Raw genomic sequence first — 14,250 nt, forward strand, 5'->3', positions numbered from 1 at the left:
GGATTCTAGCCAGGGATGAACATCTCACCCTTGACGACGGGCACACTGAGGAGCAACATCACAGAAATGAATTCTAGAGCAAGCTTCTAGAACGCATGACGGGGGTCCAGCCCACAGAAAGGCAAGCCATGAGGCTGTCCTACGTCCGCGAGCTCGACGAGTACCCGACCGGCGCCCGCCGCATGAAGATCCTCACGATGGCCGTGCTGGCCATCCTCATCGGCTCCTACGAAGGGCAGATCGCCCCCGTCGTACCCCTCCTCCTCAAAGATCTACACATGTCGCTGGCCACGTACGGCGCAGTCTCGGGCGCCGCGGCGGTGGCCGGGGCGATCGCCTCCATCCTGGGCGGCAGACTCACCGATCGGCTCGGCCGGGTGCGGCTGCTCATCCCGCTCATGGGCCTGACGGCCGTGTGCTGTTTCGCCATGACGCTCGTGCACAACCCGCGCGACCTGCTGATCGCCCGGATCGTGCTGGCATTCGTGGACGGCGTGGCCATGGCCAGCACCGCGCCGCTGATCAGGGACTTCTCACCGCGCCTGGGGCGGGCTCAGGCGTTCGGCTTCTGGACGTGGGGACCCGTCGGCGCGAACTTCCTGGCCGCGGCCATCGCCGGCTGGACCCTGCCGATCTTCAACGATTCGTGGCGCTCGCAGTTCGTCATCATGGGGTGCTTCTCGCTCGTCATTTCGGCGGTCATCGCATTCAACATCGCAGACCTGTCGCCCGAGCTGCGGGCCCGGATCCAGCACACCGAGCAGGCGGCGGCTCAGGTGGTGGATCTCGGGAGGCCGGCGCGCGTGCGCTCGCTCTTCGTCAGGCGGAACATCTGGGCGCACGTCATCGGCATCTCGCTGTGGCTGGTGCTCTACATCACGCTGTCGCTCTTCGGGCAGACGATGCTGGTCGATGCGCTCGGTATCAGCAGTGCTCAGGCTTCGACGATCATGGCGGCGTTCTGGAGTCTCAATCTGCTCACGCTGATCGTAACAGGCCGCCTGTCCGACCGGACCCAGCTGCGTAAGCCGTTCTCCCTCGGCGGAACCATCGCGGCCGTCCTCGTCACCGCCTACCTCGCCGTCTCCCTGGGTCAGGAAGACGTCTCGACCGGCACGCTCATGGTGGTCGGCGCGCTGCTCGGCGGCTCGCTCGGAGTGGCGTACGCGCCCTGGATGGCCAACTACTCGGAGGACGCCGAGGACGCCGACCCTCGGCTGCAGGGCACGGCGTGGGGGCTGTTCGGGTTCCTGACCAAGGGTATCGCGGTGGTCGGGCTGCTGGTCATCCCGCGAGTCGTCGCGGCGACGGACTGGCAGACGTGGCTGTTCGTGGCGCTGGGGTGTCTTGTCCTGTTCATCCCTGCGATCGTCATGTTCAACGGGCCGTGGCGCCGCCCCGCCCGCACGCCTGTCACAGTCGCCCTCGGGGAGGCCGAAGGATGACCGAACTGCCCGACGTCGCCGGCTCCGACCTGCGCGGGATCCGTCACCTCGACATCGACGACGTGCTCGCGTACGTGCACCGCGACCTCAAGCGGCTGCCCGACTACACCGAGCTGTACAAGCGTTACCTGCGCCAGCGATGGGACGTCTACGAGCTGGACTTCTCGCAGGACATCGTCGACTGGCGAGAGCGCATGTCGCAGGAGGAACGGGACGCGTTCGTCGGGATCTCCGCCGGGTTCCACCATGGGGAGCGGCAGGTGGAGGTGGAGCTGCCGGTGTTCATGCTGGGCGGCTCCGAGGAGTCCAGGATCTACATGTCCAGCCAGATCGAGGACGAGGCCCGGCACACGGTGTTCTTCGACCGTTTCTACCGCGAAGTGGTCGGCATGCCAGGCGACTCGGTGCAGGATGTGCTGGACGCGTCGTTCGAGCACGTGTCGGAGACGTTCGTGGGACCGTTCGGGCTGCTCGCCTACCAGGCCGACGAACTGCGGAAGGACCCCGAAGATCCCGCCGCCCGGGTGCGCTACGGCACGACATACTTCCTGTGGATCGAGGGCGTGCTCGCTCTTTCCGTCATGAAGATCACGCTCACGTACTGCCGGGAACGGGGGTTCCTGCCCGGCTACTACACCGGCTTCACGGCCACGTGCCGGGACGAGGCCAGGCACGTGCAGTTCGGGATGCGGTTCCTGCGCGACTCGGTGCAGGAGGATCCGCGGCTGCTGCTCCAGATCCACGAGACGCTCCGTACGATCCTCGCTATGAACAGCGCCACCAGCCGCAGGCTCGCCCTCGAGTCTCTGGGCTGGTCGCCGGAGGAGGTCAGGCGCCTCATGATCCGCCAGCTCCACATGAAGCTGGTGGACGTGGGCATCGCGCTCCCTCCGGACATCCAGGACATGGTCGCCCGCATCGAACCAGAGCTCGCCGGAGGCTGACGCATGCGCTTCTTCACCCCGGAATGGGCCGAAGCCGCCCGCGCCGCCGTGGACACGGGGCCTCCTCAAGAGGGCAAACTGCCGTCGTACTGGAGCTGGATCGACCGTGCCCGCGCCGGCTACACCGCCACGTGGGCGCTGGGCGTACGCGAGACGGGGGCTTACCTGGTCCTGACCTGGAAAGACGGCAAATGCGCCGAGGCGGCGATCACCTCCGACCCTGCGGCCGCCGACTATGTGCTGGCGGCCGGGGAGGCGACGTGGCGGGAGCTGCGGGAGGGGGCCGATCCCGGACGGGTGGTGATGTATCGGGGGTTACGCCTGGAACGCGGGGATGTGCTGGCGTTCTTCCGGGTCATCTACTTCTTCGTGGAATCTCTCGCCGCTCTGTCCCAGGTCCCCGTCGAGCCCTGAACGAACGCTGCGGCCGATCGGTGCGGCCTCCTGCCCGGCGAGTCCATCACGTCACCGGGCCCCATCCGCCACCGAGCTGACCGTCGGCCGCGGGCTGATCACCAGCCCCGACACCCGTCCGCCACCGAGTTGATCGCCGGCCCTGGCATCCGTACGTCACAGAGTTGATCGCCGGCCCCGGCACCCGCACGCCACCCGACGATCCCGGCACCCGGCCACCATCCGGCCGGTCGACGGTCCCGGCGACCGGCCATGTGCGTCAGGCAATGTCACTCGCGCCCCGCCGTACGCGAAGGGGGTTCCCTCCGGAACGGCGGGGCGCGTGCGCATCAGCTCAGTCGCGGTGGAGCTTCCGGTAGGTGACGCGGTGCGGGCGGGCGGCGTCGGCGCCCAGCCGCTCGATCTTGTTCTTCTCGTAGTCGGCGAAGTTGCCCTCGAACCAGAACCAGTTCGAGCCTTCCTCCCACGCGAGGATGTGGGTGGCGATGCGGTCGAGGAACCACCGGTCGTGCGAGGTGATCACCGCGCAGCCCGGGAAGTCGAGCAGCGCGTTCTCCAGCGACGACAGCGTCTCCGTGTCGAGGTCGTTGGTGGGCTCGTCGAGCAGCAGGACGTTGCCGCCCTGCTTGAGGGTGAGCGCGAGGTTGAGCCGGTTGCGCTCGCCGCCCGACAGCACCCCCGCCTTCTTCTGCTGGTCAGGCCCCTTGAACCCGAACGCCGCGATGTAAGCCCTGGACGGCATCTCCACGTTGCCGACCTTGATGTGGTCGAGCCCGTCGGAGACGACCTCCCAGACGTTCTTGTTCGGGTCGATGCCGCCGCGGCTCTGGTCGGCGTACGAGATCTTGACCGTGTCGCCGACGGTGATCGAGCCGGTGTCAGGCGTCTCGCTACCGGTGATCATGCGGAACAGCGTGGTCTTGCCGACGCCGTTGGGGCCGATGATGCCGACGATGCCGTTACGCGGCAGGTCGAACGTCAGCCCCTCCATCAGCAGCCGATCGCCGAAGCCCTTCGTCAGCACGTCGGACTTGATCACCGTGGTGCCCAGACGCGGGCCCGGCGGGATCTGGATCTCGTCGAAGTCCAGCTTGCGGAACTTGTCCGCCTCAGCCGCCATCTCCTCGTACCGCTGGAGTCGGGCCTTGCTCTTGGTCTGGCGGGCCTTCGGGTTGGACCGAACCCACTCGAGCTCGTCCTCCAGGCGCTTCTTCCGCTTGACGTCCTTCTGCCCCTCGACCTTGAGGCGCTGCGCCTTGGCCTCCAGGTAGGTGGAGTAGTTGCCCTCGTACGCGTACGCGCGGCCGCGGTCGAGCTCCAGGATCCAGTTTGCGACGTTGTCGAGGAAGTAGCGGTCGTGGGTGACGGCCAGCACCGTGCCGGCGTACTTCTCCAGGTGCTGCTCCAGCCACTGCACGCTCTCGGCGTCGAGGTGGTTGGTGGGCTCGTCGAGCAGCAGCAGGTCGGGGGCCTCGAGGAGCAGCTTGCACAGCGCGACCCGGCGACGCTCACCACCGGACAGCTTCGTCACCTCGGCGTCGGGCGGCGGGCAGCGCAGCGCGTCCATGGCCTGCTCGAGCTGACTGTCGAGGTCCCACGCGTTGCGGTGCTCGAGCTGGTCCTGGAGCTTGCCCATCTCCTCCAGCAGCTCGTCGCTGTAGTCGGTGGCCATCTGCTCGGCGATCTCGTTGTAGCGCTGGAGCATCGCCATCGTCTCGGCGACGCCCTCCTGCACATTGCCGAGAACGGTCTTCTCCTCGTTGAGCGGCGGCTCCTGCTGGAGCATGCCCACCGTGAAGCCCGGCATCAGCTTGGCATCACCGTTGGACGGCTGCTCCAGGCCGGCCATCATCCGGAGCAGCGTCGACTTCCCGGTGCCGTTCGGGCCGAGAACGCCGATCTTGGCTCCGGGCAGGAACGACAGCGTGACGTCGTCAAGGACAACCTTGTCGCCGTGCGCCTTGCGCACGCGCTGCAGGGTATAGATGTACTCCGGCATGCCCTCTAGCTTAGGGGCTCTCCACCCAGGCTTCCGCCGCTCCTCCCGGTAAGACCCGAAAGACCAGGCGGTCCCCCACACGCCCACCCCTAGCGTGCAAGGCGCATTCCGAAGCCGATGCGGGCCACCCACGCGGCCAACCCCCACCCCTGGCGTACACGGGCGCATTCGTGAGGTCGTCGCAACACAGTGATCACTGACTGGCGACGGCCAGGGCAGCGAGGCAATCGGGTTTCCGCGTTTCGTCATGCTGGCGGAACGCGCAGACCCATAGCCGAGAAAGCTGTGGTGCCAGCTCGCCTCCAGGGCTTCCGCCGTCAGGGACGGCACCGATGGGTGGCTGGGCGGTCGCAGGTAGACGATCGCGAGGTCTGCTCCGGCTTCGGCGAACGCGCGCGGCGACCGCTGAGCAGGAACGGCTTGGCCTCGATCCAGGAGCCCGCCACACCGAAGGCATCAGGGGCGAGGGCCCAACACCGGGGTCCAGGCGGTGTGCAGGTGGCCGTCGCGGCCGGGTCGCCGTCGTGGCGCACCTGACAGGAGAAGCCGTGGCGCACCTGACAGGAAAACCGGATGCCGGACGGGTCCCGCCCCACGTCAGCGCAGGGGGAATGAAGCACCTCGCGTACGCGGCGAAACTGCTCGAGCGGGCCGATATCGAAGTTCCTGTGCTGGGCATGGCGCGCTGCGGTACGCAGCATGCGCTTTCGCCGCTGCCGCCAATGCCGAGCGGCGGATGAGGCCGCTGAACCGGCACCACAGCCACAGCCGGCAGCCATCCCAGTGGGGTGGATGGGGCCGCCGAACCGGCATCCCAAGCGGAGCCGGCGGCCAACCCGGTGGAGCTCAGTAGGTCAGGAGTTGTGATCGTCGCTGGGGAGGGAGCGTGGAGGAGGGGGTGATTGGACGACGGGAATGCAGACACGGTCCCGCCCCAGCTCCTTCGCCCGGTAAAGCGCCAGGTCAGCGGCCGCCAGCAGGTCGATCAGGTCGTCCCCGTGCACGCTCATCAACGCGACCCCCGTCGAAATGGTCACCCTGACCAGGGCGTCGTCGACGGGGATGGCCATGTGACCGATGCGGGTGCGGAGGCGTTCGGCCACCTGGCGGGCCTCGTGGATGTCGGCGCCAGGCAGGAGGACCACGAACTCCTCGCCCCCGAACCGCCCCACAACGTCGTAGTCCCGCAGCTGGGTGCGCAACGTGGACGCCACCCCCACCAGCACCTGATCGCCGACCAGATGTCCGTAGGCGTCGTTGACCCGTTTGAAGTGATCGATGTCGATGATCAGGAGCGCCAGGGTTTCGCCCGTCCGGCGGGCCCGGACGATTTCGGTGTCGGCCTCGCGCTGCCAGGCGGCGGCGTTCAGCAGGCCTGTCTTGGCGTCTGTACGGGCTGCGGCCTGGAGCTGGGCGTGGAGGAGGCTGCGCTGCAACAGCACCACCGGCGGCAGCGTCAGGATCAGCAGGGCCAGGTTGAGTCCGCAGCAGATCGAGACCGTCACGCCCAGGCAGAGCTCGACGATGTCCAGCAGCACGCTCTCCCTGTCCCACAGGACCTCCCGCCACGGCATGTCAGGGTCTGCGGTGTGGGCGGCGATGGCGATGAGAGCGATGTTGAGCAGGGAGAACAGCACAGCCGCCCCGACCGCGCAAAGGATCGGCGGTCCGCTCCCGAGCGACAGCACCCACGGGTCCTCGATCACCCAGTGAAACGTGACGGACGCCGCGCACCCGGCCAGACCGATGGCGGCCGCGCTGAACACCCGCCGGTAGAGAACGGTCGCGCGCACGCGTACCTGGAGCAGAATCTGCAGGACGATCGGCGCGAAAATGGCGTAAAGCGGCGGCAGAAGCAGCGCAACCGGCAGCCACCACGCCGACAGCAGGTCTCGCGAGACGCCGGCGGGCATGCCCAGCCGCCGACTGGCCTCGATGCAGACCGCGCCGCACGCCATGAGAGCACTGAACGTGACCAGGTCCCACCATTGGAAGACGGTGGTCACCGCGAACACCATGATCGCGGCAAGGTCGAGAGCGACGATCGCACACAAATAGATCACGAGCGGGCGACGTTGCCCGAGCAACGGCCAGCGGCCGGCCAAAGTTGACACACCGTCGCGAGACCCGATCGAGGCGTGACTGGTCGCCGCCATCTCGTCTCCTCTCTAACTAACGATGTGTAACACAATAATTGCGGAGTGTGCGATGTGCGATGGGAACGGATACGTTGGCACTGACTACACACACCTGCTCATGCCGCGAGTGGGTCGTGTTGGACAGCCGTGCCGGAAAGGAGCAGCCATGGTGCGGGGCGTGACCTGGACCTGACAGATGCTCTAGCCATCTGCCGCGGACAACACACCATCGGCCGCCCTCGGGGGTGCCAGTCAAACGGGCCACGGCCGGTGCCCCTCCCCCCTCCTTCCCCTCCACCTCAGCTTCCCCCTATACCTCAGCTTTCCTGTTCGCCTCAGTTTTCCCTTTCACCACAGCCTTCCCTACACCTCATCTTCCCCTTAGACCTCAGCTTTCCCTTCGCCTCAGTTCTCCCCTTCGCCTCAGCTTTCCCCTTCACCACGCCCTTCCCCTACACACCTCAGACTTCGCCTACTCCCTCTTCGCCTGACTCTCCAGTGCCCTTCCCCGTTGCATTTCTCGCTCCGATAACCGCGTCCCGGTTTTCTCCTATCGCGGCCATGGCCTCGGCATATGCCAAGGCGCTGTCCTTCTCCGGTTACTGCCGTCGCAACTCACTCGCGAAGGCTTTCCCTCTGTCGCTGCAGCCGCCACTCCGCTCACCAGGTACCGCCCCCTATGGCTTCTGTCGCAGCAGCTCCACTAGCGCGGACGTCTCCTGCCGCAGCTCCGCTCACGCAGACCTCGCCTTCTGCGGTTGCTGCCTCGTGGCTCGCTCTTCGGGAGTCCCTCGTCCTCGGATTCTCCAGTCGCGCCATCCCTTCGAGAAGCCCTCGCCTTCCGCTCCCCTTTCTGAGGACCGGCTGCCTCGATGCTGTCCGTTCGAGGGGTCTTCTTCCCTTCCGCGCCTGCGCTCGATGGCGCTGGTGCTGCGGCGTCTTGCCGTCCCGGCCGTGGCGTCCGCATGTGCAAAGGGAAGCGCCGCGTTGGCCGGTCAGCGTCCGCCCTCGGGCGTGAAGGGCACCGGTGGGCGCCGCAAACCGTCGACCTCACCGCCGGGTCCGCCCCCCTGGGCGTGAGGGACACCGGTGACACCGCAAACCGTCGACCTCACCGCCGGGTCCGTCCCCCCGGGCGTGAGGGACACCGGTGACACCGCAAACGGTCGACTTCTCAGTTGGGTCCGCCCCTTTGGGCGTGTGGGACACCAGTTGGCCGCGCGGTGCCCCTTCGTGTGCTCCTACGCCGCGGCTCGTTCCTCCAGCACGGGCTCTTCGGCGTCGCCGTCTTCCTCGTCGACGCCCACCTTGCTCGTCGCCTCGTCGGTCTCGGGGCCCAGGAAGCGGACCGTGTGGTCTCCCGTGCTCGGGGTGCGCCTCTTGCCGCTCGCCTCCCCTGCGGAGCGCATGATGTTGTCCTCACCCTCTGAGGAGTCTGCGGGGCTGGTGCCTTCTCCTGATCGCAGGGTGTCGGCCTCGGGCTCCTGGGTGTGTGCCGCGTCGTCCGATCCCGAAGGGCTGGGGAAGTCGCGGTCGATGCTCAGGGTGTGGAAGGGGTTGGGTTCGGGGGTGGAGCCGGAGCGGGGGAGGTTTCGGAAGCTGCGGGTGCCCATGGCCCAGTCGCGGGTCTCCTCGTCCAGGCGGTCGCGCATCTCCTTGCTCATCGAGGTGATTCCGGAACGGTCCGGCTTGGCGAAGACGCCGGTGCCCCAGCGCAGGTCGTGCCCGACCGCGCTGGCCTCTATCTCGGGCACGAAGCGGCGGTCACCTTCCGGGCCGAACTCGCGGATGCGCAGCTTGCCGGAGACCACCACAGGGTGTCCTGCCCGGATGGAGGAGGCGACGTTGTCGCCCAAGGTACGCCAGCAGCGGACCGTGAAACACACCCTGTCGCCGTCCACCCATTGCCCTGCCTTCTTGTCGAAGTAGCGGTGTGAGGAGAACACCTTCAGCGAGGTGACCCTGCTGCCGTCATCGAAGCTGTACTGCCTCGGCTCTGCTGCGACGTTGCCGGTGAGTGTGATGTAAATGTCGTTCATCCCGTGCCTCCCATGCGGCGGGCCGGCTGCCCGCGATCTGGGATCAGGGTGCCGGGGATGGGCTTGGGCACGAGCTCTGGAACGGGGTTCTGTGGATGAGCGGGGCTGTATGAGTTGAGGCTGTGGATGAGAGGGCTGTTAGCGGTGAGGCGTCTGTAGAGGCAATGGGGCTTTTGCGTGAGGGGAGGCTGTTGGTGGTTATCTGCCGTGGGGAAGCTGCTTACGGTGAAGGTGTCAGCCCGCCCGACCTACGGGATGCTAAAGGGCTGTCGGCGTATCGAGCCGTTGGTGCCAGCACAAATGACCGTAGGACGCGGGCCATCTGACCGAAGCTCGAAGGTGCCGGTTAACGGTGCACGAAGGTGCCGGTTGGCGGTGCGCGAAGGTGCCGGCTGGCGGTGCTCGCAGCTGCATCTGACCACAGCGAGCGGGCGCAAAAGGCCGTAGGACGGGCGCAGGCACGGCCAGCCGTGGCAGGCGAGTGTCGAAGATCAGGGCTGTGGCTGGCGAACGCATCCGGCCACAGTGCGCAAGCGCGTCGAGGGCCATGATTCGCCGACGCATCCGGCCGCAGCACGCAAGCCCGAAGGCGGCTGTGGGACGGGGCTTTAAGCGGGCATAGCACGGGGACCCGAACGGCTGCCGCACGCGGACCCGAACGGCCGTGGAACTCGGCCCCGAACGGGCGTAGCACGGAGCCTGGACAGCCATGGGACGCAGCCGAACGGGTGTAACGCAGACCCGAACGGGCATAGCACGCAAGCCCGAACGACCGTGGGACACGGCCCCGAACGGGCGTAGCACGCGGACCCGAACGGCCGCCGCACGCGACCCAGAACAGCCGTAGGGCACGGGCCCGAATGGCCATGGGACTCGGGCCTCAACGGGCGTAGCACGCAGGCTTGAACGACCGTGGGACGCGCCCCCGAATGACTGTGACACCCGGTCTCGAACGGCCGTAACACGCGGCTCCGAATGGCCGTAGAGCGCGTCCGGATGGCCGTGGGACGCGGGTCCGGATGGTCATAGGACGGGAGCGGGGCGGGCCCTGGCTGGTGGAGGTGTGGAAGGTGTGGTTGAGGGCCCGGGCGGAGGGTCAGGGGGACAGATCGCGTAGGGCTGTGTAGAAGGCGTGGTGGCGGGTCAGTTCGCGTTCGACCGGCTCCACGACCATCGTGGTCGACACGGCGGCCACGCGACGGCGCATCTCGCGCTCCAAGCGCTCCCGCTCCCGCGAAGCCCCTAGTTCCACGAAGTTGCGGGAGGCGATGCCCGACAGTGCTCCCAGGCCCAGCACCGACGCCATCATCAGCCCCACCCACGGCAGCGTCGCGCTGTCGCCCAGCAGTTCCAGGGCCGGAGGAAGCTGTCCCGGCATCAGCAGGCCCGCGGCCAGCCAGGCCAGGCCGGCGACGAAGGCGACCACCAGGACGTACTGCCACACCTTGAGCGCGCGCCACCACCCGGGTACGCGGTCGAGCTGCGGCGCGATCTCCGTCAGGTCCTCGGTGAGGGCCTGCGGGAGCTGGCTGGAGCGGGAGCGGGCCGCCTGGTGGACCCCGGTGCGCCACACCGGGTGCATCCCCCCGGACAACCCGTCGGCGAGTGCCTGTACGGCGTTGGCGACCTCGGCCGACTGCGCGCTCACCGAGCCGGTCGTGATGCCGCGGATCTCCTCCCCCAGGTCCTGCAGGCGCAGGCTCCTGAGCGGGTCCGAGCGGAACTTCGAGAACCACCGCGGGTACGGCCAGCCCACCCAGTGGCTCGACCGCTCGGCGTAGACGTTCTCCATGGCCTCACCCACGGCCGGTACGCCCACCGCGTCGCACAGCGCGTCCGTGAGCCCCATCCGGCGGGCCTCGTCGACCGAGGACGGCGCCGACAGGGCCTCGCCCAGCGGCATGGCCTTGCTGAGGCGCTGCTCCAGCCGGTGCAGGTCGGCCTCCAGCTTCTGGATGGCGGCGCGCCTGCGGGCCACCGCGGTCGCGATGACGCTCCTGAGGCTCTCTATGCCGCGGCCCGTGACCGCGGAGGTGGGTACGACGCTGGGATGCTCGACGCCCTCGCGGCGCAGCAGGTCGTTGAGGTCGATGACCAGCTCGGCCAGCTCTTCCTTGGTGAGTCTGTCGGCCTGGTTGAGCGCGAACACGGTCACCGCTTCATGCCCGGCCAGCTCCGTCACGTAGCGGCGGTGCGTGGACGCGTCAGCGTACTTCTGCGGGTCGAGCACCCACACCACCAGGTCGGCCAGGCCGATGAGCCGGTCGGCCTCGGTGTCGGTGAGGGCCCTGATCGAGTCGTGGTCGGGCAGGTCGAGCAGGATCAGCCCGTGGAGCTGGCTGTCGCCCTTGTCGAGCGCGCTGGCCCGGGAGAAGCGGTGCCGCCACTGGATCTGCAGCCAGTCGAGCAGCGGGCCCGCGCCCTCCAGCCCCCACACGCACGCGTGCGTACGGGCGGTGGTCGGCCGGCGCACGCCGGTGGGCGACAGCTCCAGCCCCGAGATGGCGTTGAACAGCGACGACTTGCCGCTGCCCGTGCCGCCGGCCAGAGCGACGACGGTGTGCTCGGAGGACAGCTTGAGCCGGTCTCCGGCCTGCGTCAGCAGCGTGTTGGCCTCGGTGAGCAGCTTCTTGTCCAGCCGCCCGGGGCCGTGCTCCACCACCTTGGTGAGCGCGGACAACCGCGGAGCCAGCCCGGGCCTGGTCGCCATGGTGGTCATCGGGCGACCTCGAGGTTGTACGTCGCCTGGTAGAGGCGAGTCGCCACGGACTCGTCCGGAATGCCCGCGGTGTCGAGGGCTTGCACGTAACGCATGGATTCCTCGTCGAACAGCATGCCGATCCTGGCCCGCAAATCGCTGAGCGCCTTGGCCCCGATGCCACGCAGGGACTCCGCGCCGAGCAGCGCGTTGACCAGCCGGTGCGGCACCCCTTCGCCGTTGGTCCCGCTGAACATCGCGACCGTGAAGATCAACGAGAGCGAGTCGGGATCGAACGACACCAGCTTCGACACCGACCGCTTGGCCACGCCGTCGGTGCGTACGAGCTCGCTCAGGTGCTCCTGCCACGACGCGATGGCGCGACCGGCGTGACGTACGAGATTGTCGGAGGGCCTGTCGAGGCCCTCACCGAGCTTGGCGCCCAGCTCGGAACGGTGCCGCCAGCGCGCGACCACCTCCTCGGTGGCGCGGTTGGCGGCGGCGACGATCACGGCCTCGAGCCCGGCCCGGATCGCCGCCTTGAACGCCAGCACCCGTTCCGGCGCGTGCTTGTCCGACCGGCCGCGTTTGCGCACCTGGAGCGAGCGCACGAGGTCGCCGGAGCCCGCGAAGTCCTGCCAGCGGGCCAGCACCTCACCGTGCAGCAGCGAGCCGTTCTTCGACGCCTTGTCGACCTCGCCGAGCGCGCCCCGGAAGGCCGCCTCCACGTCGCTGCGAAGCTCCGTCCTGAACGCGACCTGCCCCTCCAGGTGCCTGGCCAGCGCGGGTACGCGGGTGCGGAAGCTGTTGAGCACGCCGTTGAGCGTCTCGCGCACGGCCTGGGCCCTGCGCTCCTCGTCGACCGACAGCTCAGCCAGCCAGAGCCGCAGGTCGGTGACCTCGCTGTCGGGCAGCCGGCCGTCGGTGACCTTCGCCTCGTTGATGACGAACCTGTCGATCTCGCCCAGGCCGTATTCGGTGAGCATCCGTACGAAATGCTTCAGAACCACCTCAGTCGACCGGGGCTGCACCCGCGACAGCACGATCGCGAGCCGGGCGCCGCGCTCCTTGGCCAGCTTCAGCAGGTTCCAGGCGGGGGCGTCGGCGTAGCGGGCCGCTGTGGTCACGAAGATCCACAGGTCGGCGGCGTCGAGCATGCGGTGGGCGACCTCGTGGTGCTCCTCGACGACCGAGTCGATGTCGGGGGTGTCGAGCAGCGCGACGCCCTGCGGGAGCTTCTCCGTCGCGACGACGACCATGCTCCGCGCCCCGGCTTCCGGGGCGGGCTTGTCGAGCCGCTGGAGGCTGGCGAGCAGCTCCCCCTCCGCGAACCACTTCCGGTCCTCCGGGTGGCAGACCAGCACGGGGGTGCCGGTGGTCGGGCGGCGTACGCCGGTGCGCGAGACGTTCTTCTCGGCCAGCGTGTTGACCAGGGTGGACTTGCCCGCGCCGGTGGAGCCCGCGACCACGATCAGGGCCGGGGCGGCGCTGGTCCTGACCCGGGGGAGCACGTAGCCCTCCAGCTGGGCCAGCAGCTCGGCCTGCGTCTGCCTGGCCTCGTCCGCACCGGGCAGGTCGAGGCCGAAGCGCAGGTCCGCGACGCTCTCCCGGAGCGTGCCGAGCGCCGCCGTGAGCGCCTTGGCGGCCTCGGCGGGCAGCGCCTCGCCGCGGCCCGACTTCTCCCCGGTCGCCGCGCCGCCTCCGGGCTTCTCGCCCTTCGCCGGCTCCTGGCTCCCCTGTGACTCCTGGCCATCCTGCGGCGCCTGGCCATCTTGCGACTCCGCGCCGTCACGGGGCTCGTCGCCGTCCTGCGGCTCTTCGCGATCACGAAGCTCATCGCCATCGCGGGGCTGCCGCTCGGCCTCCGGCTCGTCGCCATCCGCCGGCTCGGGCTGCGGTAGCTCGTCGCCATCAGCCCCGTCGGCCTGAGAATGCTCGCCGGCCTGAGAATGCTCGTCGATCGCCGGCTCGGCCTGCGACTCCTCACCGGCCGCCTGCGCGCCCTGAGGCTCCCCGGAGGCCGACTCCACGTCCTGAGGCTCCCCGGAGGCCGACTCCACGCCGTGAGGCTGCTCATCGCCCGGCTCGGCGTCCTGAGGCTCGTCGTCCTCCGTCGCCACGTCGTCCTGAGTCTGCTCCTCGAGTGACGCCGGCCCGTCCAGCGACGACGGCTCGGGCTCCTCGTCGGACGGGTCCTCCGTGGCGAAGGCCGCGAAGGAGGGCTCCCCGTCAGACGGGGGTACGGGCGGCGCCTTGCGAGGCCCTGGACCGCCGAGCGCGGCGGGCTTCACGAAGAGGGAAGGCCGCTCCACGGGATCGCCGGCCTCCTCAGGCACGTCGTCGTCAGCCGTAACCGCCTCGGCGGGCTCCTCCGGCGCCGGTGGCCCCGTGGAAGCCGCGGCGGCCTCCCGCTCCCCCGGAGCCGATGGCTCGGGAGCCGCGGGCTTCTTCCGCGCCTTCTTCTTCGTGCCGAAGGCATCGAAGGCGTCGTCGCCCTGGACCTCTGTCAGGTCCTCGTCACCCACCGGGCGAAAGCTCAACGTCTGCTCTCCCGGTGACTCCTGCCGCCCATC

Annotated in this window: 9 protein-coding genes; 4 read left to right on the plus strand and 5 right to left on the minus strand. The window is 68.7% G+C overall.

The genetic code is table 11. From position 1 onward, the window contains the following. Positions 1-128: 128 nt before the first annotated feature. From AB0J87_RS52470 to AB0J87_RS52480, 3 genes are read left to right on the plus strand one after another with little or no spacing between them, the layout of a single operon-like run. Positions 129-1,445, plus strand: coding sequence for an MFS transporter (locus AB0J87_RS52470; RefSeq protein ID WP_363980780.1), 1,317 nt, complete (start codon positions 129-131; stop codon positions 1,443-1,445). Further along, positions 1,442-2,389, plus strand: coding sequence for a ribonucleotide-diphosphate reductase subunit beta (locus AB0J87_RS52475; protein WP_363980782.1), 948 nt, complete (start codon positions 1,442-1,444; stop codon positions 2,387-2,389). The genes AB0J87_RS52470 and AB0J87_RS52475 overlap by 4 nt, the downstream gene beginning before the upstream one ends. A gap of 3 nt (positions 2,390-2,392) precedes the next feature. Next, on the plus strand, positions 2,393-2,803 hold the full coding sequence (locus AB0J87_RS52480) for a hypothetical protein (RefSeq protein ID WP_363980785.1): 411 nt from the start codon (positions 2,393-2,395) through the stop codon (positions 2,801-2,803). A 334-nt stretch (positions 2,804-3,137) separates the two neighbouring features. On the opposite strand, the gene ettA is transcribed toward AB0J87_RS52480, so the two are convergent. Beyond that, positions 3,138-4,802 carry an energy-dependent translational throttle protein EttA gene (gene ettA, locus AB0J87_RS52485; protein ID WP_363980788.1) on the minus strand — a complete coding sequence of 555 codons (1,665 nt, stop codon included), beginning with the start codon at positions 4,800-4,802 and terminating at the stop codon, positions 3,138-3,140. 548 nt (positions 4,803-5,350) lie between these two features. Here ettA and AB0J87_RS52490 point away from each other — a divergent pair. Further along, positions 5,351-5,542, plus strand: coding sequence for a hypothetical protein (locus tag AB0J87_RS52490; RefSeq protein WP_363980791.1), 192 nt, complete (start codon positions 5,351-5,353; stop codon positions 5,540-5,542). Between the two features lie 114 nt (positions 5,543-5,656). On the opposite strand, the gene AB0J87_RS52495 is transcribed toward AB0J87_RS52490, so the two are convergent. The 4 genes from AB0J87_RS52495 to AB0J87_RS52510 form a co-directional block, all read right to left on the minus strand. Further along, positions 5,657-6,865: a GGDEF domain-containing protein gene (locus AB0J87_RS52495; RefSeq protein WP_363980794.1), complete on the minus strand. Its 1,209-nt coding sequence runs from the start codon at positions 6,863-6,865 to the stop codon at positions 5,657-5,659. Between the two features lie 1,316 nt (positions 6,866-8,181). Next, positions 8,182-8,979 (minus strand): single-stranded DNA-binding protein, encoded by a 798-nt coding sequence (locus AB0J87_RS52500; protein WP_363980797.1) that lies wholly within the window; start codon positions 8,977-8,979, stop codon positions 8,182-8,184. Between the two features lie 1,096 nt (positions 8,980-10,075). Continuing rightward, positions 10,076-11,698, minus strand: a complete 1,623-nt coding sequence (locus tag AB0J87_RS52505) for a GTP-binding protein (protein ID WP_363980800.1) — start codon at positions 11,696-11,698, stop codon at positions 10,076-10,078. Then, positions 11,695-14,217, minus strand: a complete 2,523-nt coding sequence (locus AB0J87_RS52510) for a dynamin family protein (RefSeq protein ID WP_363980803.1) — start codon at positions 14,215-14,217, stop codon at positions 11,695-11,697. The genes AB0J87_RS52505 and AB0J87_RS52510 overlap by 4 nt, the downstream gene beginning before the upstream one ends. Positions 14,218-14,250 lie beyond the last annotated feature (33 nt).

Source organism: Nonomuraea sp. NPDC049625 (assembly GCF_040675285.1).
In the GTDB taxonomy this organism is placed as follows: domain Bacteria; phylum Actinomycetota; class Actinomycetes; order Streptosporangiales; family Streptosporangiaceae; genus Nonomuraea; species Nonomuraea angiospora_A.

Excerpts from the sequence above, each read along its gene's own strand:
- AB0J87_RS52475 (WP_363980782.1), top strand. The coding sequence starts at position 1,442 with ATGACCGAACTGCCCGACGTCGCCGGCTCCGACCTGCGCGGGATCCGT.
- AB0J87_RS52505 (WP_363980800.1), bottom strand. The coding sequence starts at position 11,698 with ATGACCACCATGGCGACCAGGCCCGGGCTGGCTCCGCGGTTGTCCGCG.
- ettA (WP_363980788.1), bottom strand. The coding sequence starts at position 4,802 with ATGCCGGAGTACATCTATACCCTGCAGCGCGTGCGCAAGGCGCACGGC.
- AB0J87_RS52500 (WP_363980797.1), bottom strand. The coding sequence starts at position 8,979 with ATGAACGACATTTACATCACACTCACCGGCAACGTCGCAGCAGAGCCG.
- AB0J87_RS52480 (WP_363980785.1), top strand. The coding sequence starts at position 2,393 with ATGCGCTTCTTCACCCCGGAATGGGCCGAAGCCGCCCGCGCCGCCGTG.
- AB0J87_RS52470 (WP_363980780.1), top strand. The coding sequence starts at position 129 with ATGAGGCTGTCCTACGTCCGCGAGCTCGACGAGTACCCGACCGGCGCC.